Annotated in this window: 18 protein-coding genes, 1 tRNA gene and 1 pseudogene; 10 read left to right on the forward strand and 10 right to left on the reverse strand. The window is 40.0% G+C overall.

The annotated features are described in order from the left end of the window. The first annotated feature begins 32 nt into the window (after positions 1 to 32). Positions 33 to 1,229, forward strand: coding sequence for an anion transporter (locus QI031_RS03850; protein WP_281483898.1), 1,197 nt, complete (start codon positions 33 to 35; stop codon positions 1,227 to 1,229). Between the two features lie 372 nt (positions 1,230 to 1,601). Here QI031_RS03850 and QI031_RS03855 read toward each other — a convergent pair whose 3' ends face one another. From QI031_RS03855 to QI031_RS03865, 3 genes are all read right to left on the reverse strand, one after another. After that, positions 1,602 to 3,374: a ribonuclease J gene (locus QI031_RS03855; RefSeq protein WP_281483899.1), complete on the reverse strand. Its 1,773-nt coding sequence runs from the start codon at positions 3,372 to 3,374 to the stop codon at positions 1,602 to 1,604. A gap of 267 nt (positions 3,375 to 3,641) precedes the next feature. After that, the gene (gene dapA / locus QI031_RS03860) at positions 3,642 to 4,526 is read right to left on the reverse strand and encodes a 4-hydroxy-tetrahydrodipicolinate synthase (RefSeq protein WP_281483900.1); all 885 of its coding nucleotides are present in this window, start codon (positions 4,524 to 4,526) and stop codon (positions 3,642 to 3,644) included. Positions 4,527 to 4,669: 143 nt separating this feature from the next. Continuing rightward, a complete protein-coding gene (locus tag QI031_RS03865) occupies positions 4,670 to 5,713 on the reverse strand; it encodes an aspartate-semialdehyde dehydrogenase (protein ID WP_281483901.1) in 1,044 nt (347 codons plus the stop codon). Between the two features lie 846 nt (positions 5,714 to 6,559). Between QI031_RS03865 and tig the strand changes: the two genes are divergently transcribed. From tig to QI031_RS03885, 4 genes are all read left to right on the forward strand, one after another. Further along, positions 6,560 to 7,978: a trigger factor gene (tig, locus tag QI031_RS03870; RefSeq protein ID WP_281483902.1), complete on the forward strand. Its 1,419-nt coding sequence runs from the start codon at positions 6,560 to 6,562 to the stop codon at positions 7,976 to 7,978. 288 nt (positions 7,979 to 8,266) lie between these two features. Beyond that, positions 8,267 to 8,965 carry an ATP-dependent Clp endopeptidase proteolytic subunit ClpP gene (gene clpP, locus QI031_RS03875; protein ID WP_281483903.1) on the forward strand — a complete coding sequence of 233 codons (699 nt, stop codon included), beginning with the start codon at positions 8,267 to 8,269 and terminating at the stop codon, positions 8,963 to 8,965. Between the two features lie 9 nt (positions 8,966 to 8,974). Continuing rightward, positions 8,975 to 10,315 carry an ATP-dependent protease ATP-binding subunit ClpX gene (clpX, locus tag QI031_RS03880; protein WP_281483904.1) on the forward strand — a complete coding sequence of 447 codons (1,341 nt, stop codon included), beginning with the start codon at positions 8,975 to 8,977 and terminating at the stop codon, positions 10,313 to 10,315. Positions 10,316 to 10,391: 76 nt separating this feature from the next. Next, the gene (locus tag QI031_RS03885; protein ID WP_281483905.1) at positions 10,392 to 11,312 is read left to right on the forward strand and encodes an alpha/beta fold hydrolase; all 921 of its coding nucleotides are present in this window, start codon (positions 10,392 to 10,394) and stop codon (positions 11,310 to 11,312) included. Positions 11,313 to 11,435: 123 nt separating this feature from the next. On the opposite strand, the gene QI031_RS03890 is transcribed toward QI031_RS03885, so the two are convergent. Further along, positions 11,436 to 12,542 (reverse strand): glycosyltransferase family 4 protein, encoded by a 1,107-nt coding sequence (locus QI031_RS03890; protein ID WP_281483906.1) that lies wholly within the window; start codon positions 12,540 to 12,542, stop codon positions 11,436 to 11,438. 116 nt (positions 12,543 to 12,658) lie between these two features. After that, positions 12,659 to 13,645: a GntR family transcriptional regulator gene (locus tag QI031_RS03895; RefSeq protein WP_281483907.1), complete on the reverse strand. Its 987-nt coding sequence runs from the start codon at positions 13,643 to 13,645 to the stop codon at positions 12,659 to 12,661. Positions 13,646 to 13,849: 204 nt separating this feature from the next. Between QI031_RS03895 and QI031_RS03900 the strand changes: the two genes are divergently transcribed. Together QI031_RS03900 and QI031_RS03905 are read left to right on the forward strand one after the other, a co-directional pair. Then, positions 13,850 to 14,599 carry a dienelactone hydrolase family protein gene (locus QI031_RS03900; RefSeq protein ID WP_281483908.1) on the forward strand — a complete coding sequence of 250 codons (750 nt, stop codon included), beginning with the start codon at positions 13,850 to 13,852 and terminating at the stop codon, positions 14,597 to 14,599. Positions 14,600 to 14,762: 163 nt separating this feature from the next. After that, a complete protein-coding gene (locus tag QI031_RS03905; RefSeq protein WP_281483909.1) occupies positions 14,763 to 15,665 on the forward strand; it encodes a S1 RNA-binding domain-containing protein in 903 nt (300 codons plus the stop codon). 107 nt (positions 15,666 to 15,772) lie between these two features. On the opposite strand, the gene QI031_RS03910 is transcribed toward QI031_RS03905, so the two are convergent. Both QI031_RS03910 and QI031_RS03915 read right to left on the reverse strand, forming a co-directional pair. Next, a complete protein-coding gene (locus tag QI031_RS03910) occupies positions 15,773 to 16,060 on the reverse strand; it encodes a hypothetical protein (protein WP_281483910.1) in 288 nt (95 codons plus the stop codon). A gap of 93 nt (positions 16,061 to 16,153) precedes the next feature. Continuing rightward, positions 16,154 to 16,406, reverse strand: a pseudogene (locus QI031_RS03915) (hypothetical protein); the annotation flags it as partial. Positions 16,407 to 16,571: 165 nt separating this feature from the next. Here QI031_RS03915 and QI031_RS03920 point away from each other — a divergent pair. Further along, a complete protein-coding gene (locus tag QI031_RS03920; protein ID WP_162394360.1) occupies positions 16,572 to 16,784 on the forward strand; it encodes a helix-turn-helix domain-containing protein in 213 nt (70 codons plus the stop codon). Between the two features lie 52 nt (positions 16,785 to 16,836). Here the strand turns inward: QI031_RS03920 and QI031_RS03925 are convergent, their stop codons facing one another. Together QI031_RS03925 and QI031_RS03930 are read right to left on the reverse strand one after the other, a co-directional pair. Beyond that, on the reverse strand, positions 16,837 to 17,103 hold the full coding sequence (locus QI031_RS03925) for a FitA-like ribbon-helix-helix domain-containing protein (protein ID WP_281483911.1): 267 nt from the start codon (positions 17,101 to 17,103) through the stop codon (positions 16,837 to 16,839). 112 nt (positions 17,104 to 17,215) lie between these two features. After that, complete coding sequence (locus QI031_RS03930) at positions 17,216 to 17,596, reverse strand: hypothetical protein (RefSeq protein WP_281483912.1); 381 nt, start codon at positions 17,594 to 17,596, stop codon at positions 17,216 to 17,218. Between the two features lie 118 nt (positions 17,597 to 17,714). On the opposite strand from QI031_RS03930, the gene QI031_RS03935 reads away from it, so the two are divergent. Together QI031_RS03935 and QI031_RS03940 are read left to right on the forward strand one after the other, a co-directional pair. Next, on the forward strand, positions 17,715 to 17,924 hold the full coding sequence (locus QI031_RS03935) for a ribbon-helix-helix domain-containing protein (RefSeq protein ID WP_281483913.1): 210 nt from the start codon (positions 17,715 to 17,717) through the stop codon (positions 17,922 to 17,924). A 397-nt stretch (positions 17,925 to 18,321) separates the two neighbouring features. Beyond that, on the forward strand, positions 18,322 to 19,764 hold the full coding sequence (locus tag QI031_RS03940; protein WP_281483914.1) for a tetratricopeptide repeat protein: 1,443 nt from the start codon (positions 18,322 to 18,324) through the stop codon (positions 19,762 to 19,764). A 126-nt stretch (positions 19,765 to 19,890) separates the two neighbouring features. Here the strand turns inward: QI031_RS03940 and QI031_RS03945 are convergent. Further along, a tRNA-Ser gene (locus QI031_RS03945) sits at positions 19,891 to 19,975 on the reverse strand. Positions 19,976 to 20,021 lie beyond the last annotated feature (46 nt).

Consider the following 20,021-nt stretch of genomic DNA (forward strand, 5'->3'; position numbering starts at 1 on the left):
ACATTAGTTTCAGTAATAGCGGAGTCAATAAAGTGAGCGTCCTTCAATTGGCAAGCCATAGCATTTTAGGACTGACTTACTTAGGATTAGCATTGGGCTACATTCCTGGTTTACGAATGAACCGTGCCACTATTGCTTTAGTTGGTTCTGCTTTTTTAATTGCTTTAGGTACACTGAATTTACAAGAAGCATGGCAAGCAATTGATGCCAACACCATTGTATTTCTTTTGAGCATGATGGTAGTTAACGCTAACCTATTTTATGCAGGGTTTTTTTGGCGATCGCTTTCTGTATTGTTAAGTTTTACCCGCAGTCCTGTGGGTTTATTAATTGCGTTAACTTTTGGTAGTGGTATTCTTTCTGCTTTTTTTCTTAATGACACTATCGCGCTGGTTTTTACACCTCTAACTTTGAATCTAGCTCAAACTTTGGGTTTAAATCCGATTCCCTACTTGCTGGCGATCGCAGGAGCAACTAATATTGGCTCAGTAGCAACCTTGAGTGGTAATCCCCAAAACATTCTCATTGGTTCGTTTTCTGGTATTTCTTATTTAGATTTCTGGTGTGCATTAGCTCCCGTTGCGATAACTGGCTTGGTAGTTCAAATAGGACTGCTATGGTTACTATACCCAGATGTCCGTTCAAATCAACCGTGCCAAATTTTACCAACTGGCAACCAACAAATTTTCAAACCTTTATTTCATAAAAGTTTAGTTATCATCACTGGGTTGCTGATTGCATTTGCTGTTGGCTTACCCTTAGCGGAATCTGCTTTAGTCGCCGCTAGCTTATTACTAATCACTCGGCGGATTAAACCACAACGCATTCTGAAAAAAGTGGATTGGAATCTCTTGGTGATGTTTTCTGGACTGTTCGTCTTGACAAAAGTCACACAAAATTTGAATTTACTCCAGCCATTTACCCATGTAATTAACTCTGCTGCGAGTTTTTTGAGTGTAACTGTTGTTTTATCTAACTTAATTTCTAATGTGCCTACTGTACTTTTACTCCATCCCTTGATTTCTCAAGATGATACCCAGTATTGGCTATTGCTAGCAGCAGGTTCAACTCTGGCGGGTAATCTAACTTTATTTGGTTCAGTTGCCAACCTAATTGTTGTAGAGGCTGCTGCTGATTTAGGTTACAAATTAAGTTTGGTAGAGCATCTGCGCTTTGGAGCGCCACTAACATTGTGTACTCTACTTTTAGTATACCTTTGGGTTCACTGAAGGTATGTGCTTTAAGTGATGAACTAAGCTGAAAGCACCATAATTGCCTCATGCTTGCCAGTACCAGGAGGCATTTCTACCAGTATCCCATCCTCAAGTTGATGGCGCTTGTCTGTGCCATCATCAAAATTAATTTACTCCTCAATAGTATTGATTGTTATTGCTGTTTTAATCATAATGCTCATCTCCAATAACTATAAGCAAATACAAAGGCTGCGGCTTCTATATTCATAATTACAAACAGTATTTCACGCCAAAGCGCAAAGATACAAAGAAAAACTCTGCGTCTCTTCTTAAAAAGTTTGTTACGGAGGGAAACCCTCCTTACAACTTTTCGCTGCGCCTCTGCGTGAGATTGTGATCTTAAATTCCCTAAGATGCTACTTGAGCAGCAGTCCGAGTCCGCCGTCTTCTACCATCGGCAACTTTTACAGGCGGCTCATCAGGAATTTGCATCAACAAAGTCACAGATGGTTGACATTGCAATTCTCGACGAATAGAGCGTTGTAATTCCCTTTCTAAAGTTCCTTGCAATCCGCCCCAATCTACCTCTAATTGTTCACCTTCACGAGGTTGGGCAAATTCTGACCAGCGCACGCCAAGAATTTCTTCAATCCGCTGTTGTACCCATTTTTGCACAAGCGATCGCTCTACACTTGTAACTACACCTCGCAGATGAACTTCTGGTTTAGCTAACAGTTTGCCATGCCAATCAATGGCAGCGGCAATGGTAACAATACCTTCTTCCGCCATCCGTTGCCGTTCGTGCAGGACTGTGGCGCTGACCATACCCGAACTAGTAGTATCTACCAGTTCTATACCAGATGGCACTTTACCAGCGACGCGGATGGCATCTTCTGTCAGTTCCACGATGTCGCCATTCTGGATAATGATCATGTTTTCGGCGGGAATGCCCATACTCTGAGCCGTTTGGGCGTGCCTTACTAACATCCGATGTTCGCCGTGAAATGGCACAAAGAACTTGGGACGAGTTAAGGCAATCATCAGCTTTTGTTCTTCCTGACAGCCGTGACCAGATACGTGAATGCCTTTATCCCGTCCATAGATTACTGTTGCCCCTTGAATCATCAACTTATCGATGGTGTTGACTACAGCGATAGTATTACCGGGAATTGGATTTGCAGAAAATAGTACTGTATCTCCTGGACGGATTCTGATGTGGGGATGTTCTTGATTGGCAATCCGGGTCATGGCTGCCATTGTTTCACCTTGAGAACCAGTAGTTAAAATCAGTACCTTCTCATCAGGCATGTTGCGTACTGCGTGCAAGGGATAGAACAAGCTATCATCACATTTGATATAACCCAGATTACGGGCGTGAGCAATTAAATTCAGCATGGAACGACCCACAACTGACACTGCCCGATTATGCTTTTGTGCTAACTGCAAAATCATATTGATGCGATGCACACTAGAAGCAAAGGTAGTAACAAACAAACGTCCAGTGGCTTTACCAAATTCCCGATCAAGATTGGGATAAACTGAGCGTTCAGAAGGTGTAAATCCCGGCACTTCTGCGTTAGTAGAATCACTCAATAGGCAAAGTACACCTTTTTCGCCGTGTTCTGCTAGTCGTTGCAGATCAAAATTTTCACCATCGACAGGGGTATGGTCTATTTTAAAGTCTCCTGTGTGAATCACCACACCAAGAGGAGTATTAATTGCAACAGTAAAGCTATCAGCTATAGAATGGGTATTACGGATGTATTCTACAACAAAAGATTTACCAAACCGCACAACGTCGCGGGGGCGGACTGTTCTTAATTCTGTGCGATCGCGCACTCCTGCTTCTTCTAATTTACCCTCTAGCATGGCCATTGCGAGTCTTGGCCCATAAATCACGGGTATGTCAAATTGCTTCAGGTGAAAAGCAATGCCGCCGATATGATCTTCATGACCGTGAGTAACAATCATGCCTTTAATTTTATGGCGATTTTCCCGCAGATAAGTTGTATCTGGTAGGACAATATTTACTCCATGCATCGCCTCTGTAGGAAATGCTAATCCTGCATCTAATAAGATAATTTCGTCGTCGTATTCAAAAACACAGGTATTTTTGCCAATTTCATGTAAACCACCCAAGGGAATAATCTTTAGGGCAGAACTAGTTTCGTTTTTTACCATTTTCTCCTGAGATTTTTGCTTGTTTTTTAGTGTTAATAAATTCAAAGTTAGCGATCTTGATATGAAAGGCAGCATTTTGCTGTTTATACTAAAAACAGCCAAATTTTAATCAAATTTTCAGTTATTTGTTTAATAAAATAAACTTTAGACTGAAGGATTCATAGTATATCTATGACGGTTGTAGCACGAGTGATTAAAGTGCTAGCTGGCAAAAATTTTGCTTATTTTTAGCTATGACTAACCAGCAAGCGCTCAACAAGTTACTGCTTAGATTAAATGAAGTTTTTCTAGAACCACTTTTAATTTTTGACTTACTTCCAAATCAGCTTCGTGTAGGGGTAGACGAGTTGAACCAACCTCCCAACCTTTAAGATTCAATGCTTTTTTAACTGGAATGGGATTTGTAGTTAAAAATAAAGCTTTAAACAACGGGAAGAGTTGGAGATGAATTTCTGTGGCAACTTCAGTTTCTCCCGCACTAAAAGCTTGAATCATCTGCTGTAGTTGATTTCCTACCAGATGAGAAGCTACGCTTACTACACCCTTGGCTCCAACTGCTAACAAGGGCAGTGTTAAGGAATCATCTCCAGAGTAAATCTGAAATTCTTTTGATGTCAAGCGGCGTATTTCACTGGTCTGATCTAAATTTCCACTAGCTTCTTTGATGCCAACAATATTGCTAATCTCAGCTAACTGGGTAACGGTTTCAGGGCTGAGGTTTTGACCAGTACGCCCAGGAACATTGTATAACAATAATGGCAAATCGGGACAAGCTTGGGCGATCGCCGCGAAGTGTTGGTAAAGACCTGTTTGTGGTGGTTTATTGTAATAAGGTACAACTTGTAAAGAACCATGCACTCCTATTTTAGCTGCCTTTTGAGTAGCAGCGATCGCTTCTTTGGTGGAATTAGAACCACATCCTGCTATCACCTTGGCTTTTCCGGCTACAGACTGCAATACTTCTACAAACAGCTGATACTCCTCATCCCAAGTCAGGGTGGGGGATTCACCTGTTGTACCACACACCACCAATGTATCTGTACCGTTGTTGGCTAGATACGCTGCTAGTTCTGCCGCTACATCATAGTTAACGCTACCGTCTGCTTTGAACGGTGTAATCATAGCGGTTAAAACTCTGCCAAATTCTCCCACCCTTTTTTCACTCCTGATTACCCAAACTGTTTTTAATACCTTGGTGGTTTCTTATTGTGATAACCTATTGATCAATTTCTTTCAAGCGTAGTTCGCAAAATTACACTGATGTTTGTATATCTTAAATGAGTACAAGATGATTGCTAGTTAAACACATAGGCAGTTGCAGGTTTAAGTAGATTTTGTGCTACTAATAACTCGGCAATTTGTACTGCATTCAATGCTGCGCCTTTACGGATTTGGTCGCCACAAAGCCACAATTCTAAACCACAAGTATGAGAAATATCTTGACGAATCCTGCCTACTAAAACTTCGTCTTTACCAGTTGCTTCTATTGGCATGGGAAAATGATTTGTGTTCCAATCTTCTAATAATTTTATGCCTGGAGAGTGACTTAAAATTTCTCTGGCTTCATCTGGGTGAAAAGGTTCCTCAAATTCTAAATTAATTGCTTCTGAATGAGCGCGTAGTACGGGAACCCGTACACAAGTGGCAGTAATTTTAATCTTTTGGGTTCCGAAAATCTTTTGGGTTTCGTTGACCATTTTCATTTCTTCCTCACAATACCCGGCATCATTCAATGGAGAATTATGGGGAAATAAATTAAATGCTAATGGGTAAGGCAATACCTCAGCGACTGGTGGCTGTCCTTGTAAGATAGCGCTAGCTTGGGTTTTGACTTCTGCCATTGCTTTAGCACCAGCCCCACTAGCAGATTGATAAGTTGAGGCTACAATCCGTTGCACTGGTTTGATTTTGTGCAATGGCCAAACTGCTACTGTCATCAAAATTGTTGTGCAGTTGGGGTTGGCAATAATGCCTTTATGGTTAGCAACTGCTGAGGGATTTACCTCAGGTACTACTAAGGGAACTTCCGGGTTCATGCGAAAGGCACTGGAGTTATCTATAACTACTGCACCCTTTTCGACTGCAACTGCTGCCCATTTTTTCGATGTGGAACCACCTGCACTCGCTAGCACCAAGTCAACGTTTTCTAAGGCGTGATCATTAACTGATTCTACTGGTAAATTTTCTCCTTTAAAACGCAGCGATCGCCCGACACTTCGTTCAGATGCCAATAATTTTAAATCCGCGATCGGAAAATTACGGCAATCCAGCAATTCTAGCAACTCTGTACCAACAGCACCAGTTGCTCCCAAAATAGCTACACGATAGGATTTAGACAAACTGGATTCCTCCTTTAAGAGGTAATGTGCGATTTTTGTAAATAATTGATCATGTATCCATATTTTCCATATTTTTTAAATAGCAATAATCAAGTTTTTTTATATTTAGATTAATTTTTTCCTACTATACCTTTACTTTTTAAATCACATAAATTGAATGATATTGAAATTTACAATAAATATTGATCAAATTTGTGCCAATTTGGCATTTTTAAAGCATAAACTATTATACAACAAACCCCTACTAAGTGAAAAAAATTGAGGTGTTTGTGTTTTGGCGTTGTCCAAATCTCCAGTTTGATTAAATAAATATTTAACCTGTAGAGCAGGTTGCCTAGATAGTGGATGTACTATGATCCAAATGTAATGAAGCCAGTACAGCTAAAAAGGTGGCTACACGTTACCTCAATAGCCATGTTGGGTAATCATAATCAAAGCAAACCCAACAGTACAACATGAGAAACAAAATCTGTTGGTTGATAACTAGGATATCACGGTGTTAGTCTTCTGATGAATAAGTCCATTTAGCATTGCCCTTTAGGGGGATTAAAAATCTTCACAGAATCACATCTAAGGGATTTTTGAGTCCTCAGCAATGAAAAGCGCAAGAACTACTAGAAGTTTAGAGATGCAATCGGTTAAGTTATTGCGGTAAAGTATCAAGTCCTTTGCCATTGGCAGTAAACTGGATCTCTACTGAAGGACACTCATCCATAAATATTTGGATTTTTGTGATCTGCCTTGTGGGCATCTCCTATCATAACCAAGAGACATCAATCTATAGAAGCGGTAAATCGCGTCTTGTATGTACTTGGAGTAAAAAATACCAAAAAATAGAACCGAAGTATGAAAGTTACCCAGGAAAAACTTCCCGCCAGTCAAATAGGGCTGGAAATAGAGATTACGCCAGAAATTACCAAGCAAACTTACGAGCAGGTAATTAAAAATTTAGCTAGTACTACCAATATTCCTGGGTTTCGTAAAGGCAAAGTGCCTCGGCAGATATTGCTACAACGCCTAGGCACAGCTCGAATCAAGGCAGCAGCGCTGGAAGAACTAGTTCAAGATGGCGTAGAGCAAGCAGTCAAACAAGAAGCCATCCAAGCAATTGGTCAACCGCAATTGCGTACTTCGTTTGAGGAATTAATAAATAATTATGAACCAGGAAAGCCCCTAATTTTTTCTGCTGCGGTTGATGTAGAGCCAGAAGTTAACTTGGTGCAGTACACGGGTTTGCAAGCTCAAGCAGAGGAAATTAAGTATGACCCTACCCAAGTAGAAAACGTTCTCAACCAAGAACGTGAAGGATTAGCAACACTGATTCCTGTGGAAGGACGTGCAGCCCAAATTGGTGATGTTGCTGTAGTCGATTTTAAAGGTTTACTCTCTAAAGTTGAAGGTGAAGATGAAACAGCCGAACCAACACCAATTCCTGGAGGCGAAGCAAGCGACTTTCAACTAGATTTGCAGGAAGATAAATTTATTCCAGGTTTTGTAACTGGCATGGTGGGGATGAATCCTGGAGAAACCAGAGAAATTCCGGCTCAGTTTCCAGATCCTTATGTTAACGAAGAATTAGCGGGTAAAGCGGCAATTTTCACCGTTACACTCAAAGAACTTAAAGAAAAAGAACTTGCGGAATTAAATGATGACTTTGCTCAGGAAGTCAGTGATTTTAACACCTTGGATGAATTGCGCGCTTCTTTAGAAGAGCGATATCAAAAAGAGGCTGAAGAAAAAACTAAAACTAATAAGCAGGAAGCTTTATTAGCAGAACTGTTGAAGCATGTGGAAGTTGACTTGCCCACAACACTGATTGAGCAAGAAATAGACACAATGCTGACACAAACAGCAGTCCGGTTGTCTCAACAGGGACTGGATGTGAGAAAACTATTTACCCAAGATATCATTCCTCAATTACGAGAGCGATCGCGCGATGAGGCCATTGAACGCCTGAAACGGTCTATGGGACTGCGGGAAGTCAGTAAACGTGAATCTATTGAGGTGACACCCCAAGAAGTTCAAGCTAGAGTTACAGAACTGTTGGAGCAGTACTCAGACCAAGATATTGATGAAGACAGACTGCAATCAGTAGTGGAAAACGAGCTACTAACAGAAAAAATCATTGATTGGCTGTTAGACAATTCCACAATTGAGCTTGTACCTGAAGGTTCTTTGAGTGCTGCCGAAGATGCAGAAACTGAAACGTCACAGATAACAGAACCTCAGACTGAAGAACAAAGTACATCAGATACCACAGAATGAAAATTCCCCTAAGCAGAAATTTTCAGTTATAAGTGTAGTGCTGAGTCTTAAATATGTTAAAAATTCTTACTTAAGACTCAGCAATTAGGACTAATTTAGGCTAGATATTTACAAAATCCTCAGTAAACTAAGGCATTTATTATCGCCTTAGCTTGATACGGTGTTACACGAGAAGAATATGGATGAGGCATAATGGTTAACACATACTTCAAATAGAAATCGCATTCTTGAAAAAGGCGGCTCTCGCTGCTGTCAACTCTGTCCTCATTTATTCTCAAATGTGCTTTTATGGTTACATCGCAGTCGGGAAACTACCCCATTAGCAGTTATAGTCGAGTAGATATCTACTCCCACCTCAGTAGTCCTAGCAACATCGTCCCGATGGTGGTAGAACAATCCGGCATGGGAGAAAGAGCTTTTGACATCTACTCCCGCCTACTGCGAGAACGAATTATCTTTTTGGGAACACCCATAGACGATAATATTGCTAATGCAATTGTTGCTCAGTTACTATTTCTGGACTCTGAAGATCCAGAGAAAGATATTCAACTGTACATCAATTCTCCTGGTGGCTCCGTCTACGCAGGTATGGCAATCTATGATACAATTCAGCAAATCCGTCCTGATGTTGTTACTATATGTTTTGGATTAGCCGCTAGTATGGGGGCATTCTTATTAACAGCAGGAACTGCGGGTAAGCGGATGTCTTTACCTGACTCCCGTATTATGATTCATCAACCACTAGGAGGCGCTCAAGGTCAAGCCATTGACATAGAAATTCAAGCTAGAGAAATTCTTTACATTAAGAGTAAGTTGAATCAGTTAATGGCTTATCATACTGGTCAACCCCTAGAAAGACTTGAAGCGGATACTGAGCGCGACTTTTTTATGTCGGCAGAAGAAGCTAAAAACTACGGTTTGATAGATCAAGTTATCTCCAGACAAAATCTTCCCACAGCAGGGGAAAACGTCACCATTCTGAAATAAGAGGCTGGTATGTCTAAGTACGACTCCCATTTAAAATGTTCGTTTTGTGGCAAGTCTCAAGAGCAGGTGCGTAAATTAATCGCAGGGCCGGGAGTCTACATCTGTGATGAATGCGTTGACTTGTGCAATGAAATACTAGATGAGGAGCTACTTGACACAAATGGCGCTGCGTCGCAACCAGCACCAAAGTCAGAACCACCTGAAAAACGTCGCACCCGTTCTTCCAGTCTCTCTTTTAATCAAATACCTAAACCAAGAGAGATTAAGAACTATCTAGACGACCACGTTATTGGTCAAGATGAAGCCAAGAAAGTACTGTCAGTAGCGGTTTACAATCACTACAAACGGCTGGCAGTCCTTCAGTCAAAAGGTAATGGCAAAGGTGGAGCAGATGACGCGGTAGAACTGCAAAAGTCTAACATTTTGTTAATTGGGCCAACAGGCTGTGGCAAAACTCTCTTAGCACAAACTCTGGCAAAAATCCTTGATGTTCCCTTTGCTGTTGCCGATGCCACGACATTAACAGAAGCTGGGTATGTAGGGGAAGATGTCGAGAATATTTTGCTGCGACTATTACAAGTGGCAGATTTAGATGTAGAGGAAGCCCAGCGAGGCATTATCTATATCGATGAAATTGACAAAGTTGCTCGCAAAAGTGAAAATCCCTCAATTACACGCGATGTTTCTGGCGAAGGCGTACAGCAAGCTTTGCTGAAAATGCTAGAAGGAACAGTTGCCAATGTCCCACCCCAAGGAGGACGTAAGCATCCTTATCAAGACTGCATCCAGATTGATACCAGCAATATTCTGTTTGTCTGTGGTGGCGCTTTTGTCGGCTTAGAAAAAGTTGTAGAGCAGAGAGCAGGCAAAAAGTCAATAGGTTTTGTTCAGCCTGGAGAAGGACAGTCGAAAGAGAAGCGAACCGCAGATACTCTCCGCTATTTGGAACCGGATGACTTGGTGAAATTTGGCATGATTCCTGAATTTATTGGGCGAGTGCCAATGGTAGCAGTAGTAGATCCACTGGATGAAGAAGCGCTAATGGCGATTCTCACCGAGCCACGTAGTGCCTTGGTCAAACAGTACCAAAAACTACTGAAGATGGATAACGTCCAATTAGATTTTAAACCAGATGCCTTGCGGGCGATCGCTCAAGAAGCATACCGCCGCAAAACTGGCGCTAGAGCTTTGCGAGGTATTGTGGAAGAATTGATGCTGGATGTGATGTATGAGTTACCATCCCGTAAGGATGTAACTCGCTGCACAGTAACGCGGGAAATGGTTGAGAAACGTTCGACAGCCGAACTAATCATGCATCCATCTTCACTACCGAAGCCAGAATCAGCATAATTGTCATTAGTCAGTGGTCAATAGCAAAAAACAAACTACAATCGACCACTGGTAATTAACAAATCATAAAAGATACATGCCTTATATTAACGTTCGTGGAGTTGAGCATTACTACGAATGGATAAAAAAACCATCCACTTCCTTGGCAAAACCAGTGATGGTTTTTATCCACGGTTGGGCTGGTTCAGCTAGGTATTGGAGAAGTACGGCTGAAGCTTTAGTAGAACATTTCGATTGTTTACTTTACGATTTACGGGGATTTGGGCGTTCTGGTGGTAAGCCAACCATAGTCCAAGCTAGTGAAGCTGTTGTTGATTCTCAATCTTTTCAGGAACAATCAGAGGCAATTACAGAGTTAACCTATGAATTGGAAGAATATGCTGAGGATTTGGCAGCTTTACTAGATAAGTTGCATCTTTTGCGTATCTACATTAATGCCCACTCAATGGGCGCATCTATCGCCACTTTGTTCTTCAATCGCTATCCCGAAAAAGTGGAACGAGGAATTTTGACTTGTAGCGGTATTTTTGAGTATGACGAAAAAGCTTTTGCAGCTTTTCATAAATTTGGTGGCTATGTAGTTAAATTCCGTCCCAAATGGTTGGGAAAAATACCATTTGTTGACCGGATGTTTATGGCGAGATTTTTGTATAGTCCTATACTAGCTGCTGAACGTCAGGCGTTTTTACAAGATTTTCTGGAAGCAGATTATGATGCAGCCTTAGGCACAATTTTTACTTCAGTGAGTAAAGCGCAGTCTGAATTAATGCCAAGCGAATTTACTAAATTGACAGTACCGACTTTGTTGGTAGCAGGGGAGTATGACAAAATTATTCCAGCCGAGATGGGTCGTCAAGCAGCTACACTGAATGACAAAGTTGAGTTTGCAATGATTCCCAATACAGCACATTTCCCAATGTTGGAGGATGCACCAACTTATATGCAGCGAGTGCGAGAGTTTTTGCAAATTTCTGTACCAGAAATACAAGCAGTTTAAAGAGTTTGGCGCAGCTTTACAAAGAAACGGTATAAGTAGTTCTCGTTTTAACAAATTAATGGAAGTGGGGTTTTTAAAGCCGTTGAACTCACGTTAATTGAAGTATTATTTTTAACTAAAAAATCAATGCAAGACTTCTTCATAAAGTTTTAAGTATTCAATCGCTACTTTTTGGGGTTGAAAATTTTCTTTCGCAAACAAATGAGCTTGTTTTGACCAATGATGTAAAATATCTGGTTGGTTTAAAGTATGTACTAGTAATTTAGCTGCTTCTTCTAGATTTCTAGGTAGAATTAAACCTAAATCATGTTCTTTGAATATCTCAGCTAAATTCATTGTTGGCATGATAGCGCAAGGCAATCCCAGATACATTGCTTCTGCAATTGATACTCCAAATACCTCCCAGCGAGAAGTTTGGATATACATACTTGCTTGGGACAATATTTTATTTTTTTCTGCTTTAAATACTGGTGGGTGAAAATACATATTTGCAGGAAGACTATTTTGAATGCGCTTCAACCAATTGCTAGTTTTAGCATCTATTTTTCCATATAAATGCACTTCAATGTTTGGTGTTAACAAACTAGCAAGCTCTACTAAAATATCAATACCCTTATGGAAAACATCGAATCTACCTAAATAAACAAGTTTTTTCTTAGTTGTGTTTCCACTCCATTTTATATTGGAAAAATCTTCAAATTTCACAGGATTAGTTATGCAAGAAATCATTCCTTTGTAATTAGGAACATAATTTTGTATAGCTCTTTTTTCTCCTAGTGTGACTGCTGTGATTGCCGATGCTTTTAACAATCTAGGTTTTTCAATTAACCATCCATAAAGCCACTTTTTCAACCAACCTCTCTTCAGAAACTCTGGATTTATTGCATGTGGTGTTACAATGTAAGGAATTTTTTGTTTAACCAAATATGCTGATAAGCTGGCTTGGTTAAGCATAAATATTGAATGAAAATGAACAATGTCTATGACACAATATTTTAGTAAGTTCTCTAATGCTTGTTTGTTATATATTCCATGATTACTATGAATATAAAGCAGATTGATACCCGCTTTTTTGACAAAATCTTTAGTAGAGTCTGGAGGTTTACTATTAAGCAGAATGCTGACGTTATGTCCTAGACAAACTTGACTTTGAGCAACTGACCAAACAACATAATTAATGCCATTTACTACTTGAGGGGATACCGAAGCTCCAATATGTAGAATCTTCACAAGTTTTTGTATATTTTACAGAATCTGGTAAACTGTGAATCTGTATGAGTTTCAAAAATTTTTGAAATCTGTGACATTTAACAAACTTTTTGCTTTTTATAATCTTTGATTATGGGTTAACTCAAACCCAGTTCTCGTTTTAACAAATTAATCGAATTTGTACCGATATAATTTTCAACCTTAATCAATTTGGGTGGACGAATAATATCTTCAACAAATGCTTGCACTGCCGCCTGTACAGTCGCAAAGCAAGCTTGATCGCTGATAATTACCTCAGCCCGCTTGACGATCGCATGAAGTTTGTAAGCATCTTTGGGTTGAGCAGTCATCACTAATAGTTCATCTCCCCGTAAGCCGTGGAGAATTACTTCTGCGGCTCTGGCGATTCCTGAACTGAGGCTAACTATGCCTACACAGTTTTCCTTGGGTAGGGTTTTGAGCAAATTGAGTTCTTTAGTGTAATCATAGATATCCAAAGGTATCACACGTACAGCTTTAGGAGCAGCGATCGCTTCTACATCTCCAATAAAATATCTACTAGTAACCACCGTAGCTGAGTTAGTTTTATCTAACACAGCGGCTAATTCTTCCATTGCTACCAGTTGTACTGGTATTTTGAGGGCTGCTTCTAATTCATACACCATTAATTCACCAGCACCCATGTCATAAGATGGGACTGCAACCAGGACTTGGGCGCTACAACGCAAGCGCCAGTCAATCTCTGCTAAAAATAGCTCCCTAGCTTGATTGAGTGAACATCCGTGAGACAGTAGCTCGTCAAGTGCTTGCTGCACAACTGTATAGGCTTCGTCAGGATGTTGTCTGAGGATTGGTGATGGCAGCTTGCTACCACCCTCATGACCTTGAGCGCGGACATAAATGCCTGAACCAGCAAGACTTTCAACCAAGCCGTCATCTTCTAACTGGCGATAAACTTTGCTAATAGTATTGCGGTGTAGACCCGTTTGCATTGCCAATGCCCGTGTGCTGGGCAACTTGTATCCGGGTGGATATTGCCGGGAAGCGATCGCAAACCGGATTTGATTAAACAGCTGGGCTGATGCAGGGATTTCGCTGTCTGGCTGAATACGGAATTGAATCATCACCAAACCTCTAGGATACTAATAGGGGCAATTGACCAGCTGCATTTGCTACTTGTGAAATATTTTATATGGAATGTTTCTGGTAAAAATTTTTAATGCCCTCACTTTTGATAATTAATAATTTAAATGGCAATTGAACTGGCATACTGGCATAGTTATATCAAATTATCACAGAGCTAATTTACAGCACTAGTAAAAATTATTATGACAGAGCAAGCAATAAATACCACAACGGTTAATCTTTCTCTACCAGATGATTTGCAAATACCAGCTTATTTAGCACAGCCAAAAGCATCTGGTTCTTATCCAGGAGTTGTAGTGTTACAGGAGATTTTTGGTGTTAACCTCCACATCCGGGAAGTTACAGAACGAATTGCCGAACAAGGTTATATAGCGATCGCTCCTGCGCTTTTCCAACGTCAAGCCCCTGGTTTTGAAACTGGCTATACCTCAGAAGACATTGAAATCGGTAGGGGTTATGCAATGCAAACTCAAGCCTCAGAATTATTGAGTGATATTCAAGCAGCAATTGACCACCTCAAAAGTCTTCCCCAAGTCAAAAAAGATGGCTTCGGCTGTATTGGTTTCTGCTTTGGTGGTCATGTTGCTTATCTGGCGGCTACTCTTGTGGATGTCAAAGCTACTGCTTCCTTTTACGGTGCTGGTATTGCTACTCGGACATTCGGAGGTGGCGCTGCGACTGTGACTCGTACCCAAGAAATTAAAGGTACAATTTATACCTTTTTTGGTAAGGAAGATGCCAGCATTCCTAGCGAACAAGTAGATGCAATTGCCGCAGAGTTAGAAAAATATCAAATTCCTCATCGGGTGTTTCGCTACGATGGAGCTGACCACGGATTTTTTTGTAACCATCGCGCCAGCTATAATCCTAAAGCGGCAGCCGATGCTTGGGAGCAGGTAGAACAACTTTTTGGTAACGTGTTGGCGGTGTAGAAATAAAAGCGTTGTCAAGTTCCCTTGCAAGTTGTTTCGGTCTTTTATTTCTGCTAAGCTCTGATGCCACAATTGTAGACATCTTTAATCAAGTCAGACTTGATTGGACGTTTGGTAGATATCCAGTGGCATCAGCTCAAATAACAATTTATCTTCAATAGTCATGAACTCCGAATCGAAACTTTCTCAAACAGCCAATTCGTCTTTCACAATGGACGATTTTGCCAAAGCCCTAGAAAAACACGACTATCAGTTTCAAAAGGGACAGGTTGTACATGGTAAGGTGTTTCAACTTGACCATGATGGAGCTTATGTCGATATTGGTGGCAAGTCGTCAGCTTTTCTCCCCCGCGATGAGGCTTCTTTGAGAGCAGTAACCGATTTATCGGAGGTACTGCCTTTGCAAGAAGATTTAGAATTTTTGGTGATCCGAGATCAGGATGCTGAAGGTCAAGTCACCCTTTCTCGTAAGCAGTTAGAAATTCAGCACGTCTGGGAAAAGTTGATGCAAATGCAAGAAAATTCTCAGACAGTGCAAGTACGAGTTACTGGTGTCAATAAAGGTGGTGTCACCGTCGATATTAATTCTTTGCGGGGATTTATTCCGCGATCGCACTTGGCTGAGCGTGATAATTTAGAAGCACTTAAAGGTCAAAATCTGACTGTGGGCTTTTTAGAAATTAATCGTAACACCAATAAACTCGTCCTTTCTCAACGTTTAGCGGCGCGTTCAGCTAACTTCAGTTTGTTAGAACTAGGTCAACTGGTAGAAGGTAAAATAACTGGAATTAAACCATTTGGGGTGTTTGTAGATTTGGATGGCATGAGTGCCTTACTCCACATCAAGCAAGTGAGCCAAAAATTCATCGAATCTCTAGATAAAGTCTTTCAAGTCGGTCAAATCATCAAAGCGATTATTATTGACTTGGATGAAGGTAAAGGTCGGGTAGCTTTGTCTACCAGAGTTTTGGAAAACTTCCCTGGTGAGGTGTTAGAAAATATGGATGAAGTGATGGCAACCGCCGAGGCGCGTGCTAACCGAGCCAGTAACAAAACTGCTGAATAGCTGTAAAATCAGTGAACACTTCGACATGGTTCGACTGCGCTCACCAGCCGCTTAGTGCATCGCAGTGAACAGTGAATAGTTATCAAGTGGCTTTTGACTGATAACTGTTAAACACATAGCAGTAATTTTTCTGGGCGATAGTTTTGGCGGAGGTCTTGTAAAGTCTCTTGGTGAAAAGCGTAAGGAATTAACTCGACTAATTCGCCCCAACTGTACAACTCAGATTCAGAAGTAGCTTGCAAAAATTCTTGAGTAAAGAATTGCGCCCACCAGTTGGGCGCTTGCTTTTTGGAGGTATAATCGTGTTGCTTTCGCCAGCGTCTACGCCACTTGATTAAGTCTGATTGTCTGGGTGGTTGCACTCCCAATACGGTTCGGATAAGCTCTTGAAGCATGGAGGAAACAAAGTTATTGTCTAGTATTCTTCTCCCCCTGCCTCTCTTCTTCCCCTGCTCCCCCTGCTTACCTCAACAGATCAGTTTGTTAACCGAACAGTATTAGTTGCACTCCCGCAATTGGCGGAAAATCAGCGTAGCTGACAAATTTGCTGATACCTTTAGTGTGGATATAAACCACATATCGCCAACATTCAACTGCATATATATCTTGAAGACCAATTTGAAACATCAAGCAAACTGCCTCTTCTGTAACAAATCGTCCTAATTGGTGGGGAGTGAACGATTTGTGGACAATTTTTGATTCACGGATGTTCAGCGCTTTAGGCTGGAGTGATGATACCATAAAAATGTCTGTAAAGCGGGTAGATTTTTGCCTTGTCGGTAAATACGTCATCCGTTTTACGGAATAGGTATTGCGATCGCCTTTCAGTTTTGCAGGCCGGGGGGCGATCGTTTTATCGGATACAAGATATTAAACGACTTATATAAGTCAGTTGTCAACTATATTATGGGAATGATTCGGCTAAAGATTCGAGAGTTTGCTGATGAGAAGGGTTGGACACTAAAAGAGGTATCTGATCGTTCTGGTGTAGTTTACAGCACTCTGAGAACTTATGCGCGATCGCCCGGTCTAGCAACTGTTGACTTTACTGCCATTCAGAAGTTAGCTAGAACTTTTGATGTGATGATTGAAGAATTAGTTGAGGTGGTGCAAGAGTAGGCGAAAGTTGATTTTCTGGCGTGGATTTATAATTTTATACTAAATGGTAAGTTTATCTGTTGCGGTCTTCTCGAATCATTTCAGTACTATCAGGTAATCCAAAATCCGCTGGATTCGCACGTCGGCGCTGGGGATTTTCTTCTAGGACTTTAAGTACATTCTGTCGTTTGTGATCTTCTATTTGCTGTGGTTCCGTGTTCAAAACTTGTTCTAACAAAGTTATCACTTGGGCGTTAATTGAACGGTGTTCAGAAGCGGCTAACTCTTGCAGCTTGGCATACAAATCATCAGGTAAATTTCTTACATAAAGGGTAGCCATCGCTTGACCTCAAAGTAGGATTTAACACTATGCTATCACAATGCAAGCATAAAATTATTCTGATAACTCCTCTCAAATGAGAGGAGTACGGTAGGTTTTTATGGTTTAAGCGCTATTTGTTTAGCGTTTCGATTACTTCTTTTATCAACTGCTTAGTCTTGTGAAGATTTAGCAGTCTAGTTTGGTCATAACGTTCTGGTAGTGGAAGTAACTTACCTTCTAGTGTTGCGCGAATCAGCGCGGCTTGTTCATCGGTAGGTTCTCCTATTTCATAAAGCATTGTGCCAAGTGCTTCAGAACTTCTCCAACTAAGATTCCTTAATCCTCTTTTGTGATCTTTGAATTGCTGAATAGCTTGCATGGGGAAAGCCAATAACGGAGTAATCCAACTTGTTTTATACCCAGGATTTCCTACCGGCTTGATTCCGTACCGTGCAGCAAAGTCTTTCAATTCTTTAAGCGTTTTGCTTTCAAGTTCAGAACGTGTAAACATAGAAGTGCCTAATTTTCTAATTGGGTTTGGCAGCTACCCCAACTTGCTAGGGCTGGCTAGCTGCCAATTAAATTATCGCACGACTTCACGCGATAACACCAATTAAAAAAATATTTTTATGCCTAATTACGAAGAAAAACCTTATTTAAAGAAGCATCAATTTACCACTAATAGGGAAGAACCATTAACGGCAAAAATAACTCTTAGACTTCCCCCATCAATGCTAGAGAAATTAAAAAGTCTAGATAACTATCCAGAATTTGTCAGGCAAGCAATTTGGAATGCACTAAATAAGCTTGAAAATTCAGATGATGCTACAGAAGATTGATAATAATTCGTAATTTGTAATTCATAGAAAGATTGTTGGCTTTGGCTAAAGCTTTTAATCTTGCATATAAATTATTAGGTATATGCAAATAAAGGGTAGCGAGGTGATCGCTTGACTTCCCAGCAGAAGTTATAGCAAGGAGAGAGAGTACGGTTAATGGTTACTTTGGTATGCAGATAGGAAAATATTAAGATCGGGGTTTATTGCTTTGAATTTTCGTAACCGGATTTATACTTAGTTAATTCTTATATCATTACTTTTAATTTAGTAAATTTTGAGAAAATATCAGAGTTTTCACAAATGTCAATTTACCAAAATATCCTTAATATTTAAAAAGTACAAAAATACTAGAAATATTTATAGTTTAAATATTTTTTTGGATAAAATTGGAGGATAAATGAGCATAGAAGAATTTGTTATTGATGTTGCCGAAGAATGTATATTAAATGAATTTACTGGTAGCAACAAAGTAGGTTCAGTAGCAGGTGGTGTAGGAGCATTATGTGCAATAGGCGCTTTAGGTCTTACTGGCCCAATTGCAATACCTTTAGCTATAGCTGGAGGAGTTTTAGCTGGTGCAAAAGGAGAGTCTTCAGTTAAAAATGCAGCAAGAGGTATAGGTTCTATAGTTGAAAGTGTAGCATTTGGAGTTGGTTCCGTAGTTGATAATGCAACTAAAGGAATAGCAGGGGGATTTTTAGGATTTATTGATATATTCAAAAGCGATGAAGATTTCTTTAAAAGAGGGGTTGAGAGGTTTGAAAATGAACAATATGCAGAAGCAGTTGAAGATTTTTCTCAAGCAATAGAAATTAACCCTCAATATTCCGAAGCATATTTTTTAAGAGGTTGTATTTATTCTGATGCTGGTGAACATCAAGAAGCCATTAAAGATTTTTCTCAAGCAATAGAAATCAGCCCTGAATGGGATGAAGCATATTTTTTAAGGGGCTGTACTCGTTCTGACGTTCATGACTATCGAGGAGCTATTGCTGATTACACACAGACAATCATAATTAATCCTGAACATTGTGAGGCTTATTGTAATAGAGGGCATCTTTTAGCTGCACAAAAAAATTACGATGGTGCGATTTTTGATTATACACAGACTATTACACTCAATCCAAATGAAGTAGAGATTTATGAAAGAAGAGGGAGGATATATGTTGAGATTAAAGACTATAAACTTGCTCTAGCAGACTACACCCAAGTAATTAATTTAGATAAATGTAAATTTGATGTTTACTTTATCAGAGGTTGCATTCTTGTTGATTTAAAAGACTATAAAGAAGCAATAAAAGATTTTACTTACGTTATAGAAAATAACTATAATTTAGCCGACGCATACTTGTATAGAGCTAATGCTTATTTGGCAAATGAAAACTATCATAAAGCAATTGCCGATTTTACTGAAATTATCAATATTCGTCCTAATGATGTTAATTGTTTGTTAGACCGGGCTGGCGCTCGTGCTACTATTAAAGATTACAATGGTGCTATTGCAGATTATACTTTAGTGATTCAAATTCAATCTGAATCTGTTGATGTCTACTTTTATAGAGGTAATATTCGCAGTCTACAAAGAGACTTTAGAGGAGCAATTAAAGACTATAATAAAGTTATACAAATTGACCCAAATTATGCTTTTGCATATATAAAACGTGCTTTTCTTCAGAAAGAACAAGGTAAAAATAAAGAAGCAATAGAAGATTTGAAGCTGGCAATCGCTATTTTTTATAAGAAATCTATGCTCAATGAAGTTAGAAATCTTCAACAAAAAATTAGAACTTTGGAAAATGAAATTAAAAATACTCCTTGGTGGAAAACACGGATTTTTTAAAATCACCAAACCGAAGCCGAAGAACTAACAAAAATTCTTGGTGCAATCATCGTCTCCACCAAAAGCTCCACCTAACCTCATCCTCCCCAATTTTTAATTTTTAATTTTCAATTTTTAATTCCTAAACGGAGAGGGGGAGATTCGAACTCCCGGAGGTTTTAGCCTCATCCGATTTCAAGTCGGACGCAATCGACCACTCTGCCACCTCTCCAGTAAATCTGTCTAGCTGCTGCTGACCGACATTTGTTGGTTAACAC

This window comes from Halotia branconii CENA392 (genome assembly GCF_029953635.1).
Classification (GTDB): domain Bacteria; phylum Cyanobacteriota; class Cyanobacteriia; order Cyanobacteriales; family Nostocaceae; genus Halotia; species Halotia branconii.

Bases quoted from the DNA above. Each gene is read 5' to 3' on its own strand.
- QI031_RS03855 (WP_281483899.1), bottom strand. From the start codon at position 3,374: ATGGTAAAAAACGAAACTAGTTCTGCCCTAAAGATTATTCCCTTGGGT.
- tig (WP_281483902.1), top strand. From the start codon at position 6,560: ATGAAAGTTACCCAGGAAAAACTTCCCGCCAGTCAAATAGGGCTGGAA.
- clpP (WP_281483903.1), top strand. From the start codon at position 8,267: ATGGTTACATCGCAGTCGGGAAACTACCCCATTAGCAGTTATAGTCGA.
- clpX (WP_281483904.1), top strand. From the start codon at position 8,975: ATGTCTAAGTACGACTCCCATTTAAAATGTTCGTTTTGTGGCAAGTCT.
- QI031_RS03885 (WP_281483905.1), top strand. From the start codon at position 10,392: ATGCCTTATATTAACGTTCGTGGAGTTGAGCATTACTACGAATGGATA.
- QI031_RS03895 (WP_281483907.1), bottom strand. From the start codon at position 13,645: ATGATTCAATTCCGTATTCAGCCAGACAGCGAAATCCCTGCATCAGCC.
- QI031_RS03900 (WP_281483908.1), top strand. From the start codon at position 13,850: ATGACAGAGCAAGCAATAAATACCACAACGGTTAATCTTTCTCTACCA.
- QI031_RS03905 (WP_281483909.1), top strand. From the start codon at position 14,763: ATGAACTCCGAATCGAAACTTTCTCAAACAGCCAATTCGTCTTTCACA.
- QI031_RS03910 (WP_281483910.1), bottom strand. From the start codon at position 16,060: ATGCTTCAAGAGCTTATCCGAACCGTATTGGGAGTGCAACCACCCAGA.
- QI031_RS03920 (WP_162394360.1), top strand. From the start codon at position 16,572: ATGGGAATGATTCGGCTAAAGATTCGAGAGTTTGCTGATGAGAAGGGT.
- QI031_RS03925 (WP_281483911.1), bottom strand. From the start codon at position 17,103: ATGGCTACCCTTTATGTAAGAAATTTACCTGATGATTTGTATGCCAAG.
- QI031_RS03930 (WP_281483912.1), bottom strand. From the start codon at position 17,596: ATGTTTACACGTTCTGAACTTGAAAGCAAAACGCTTAAAGAATTGAAA.
- QI031_RS03935 (WP_281483913.1), top strand. From the start codon at position 17,715: ATGCCTAATTACGAAGAAAAACCTTATTTAAAGAAGCATCAATTTACC.
- QI031_RS03940 (WP_281483914.1), top strand. From the start codon at position 18,322: ATGAGCATAGAAGAATTTGTTATTGATGTTGCCGAAGAATGTATATTA.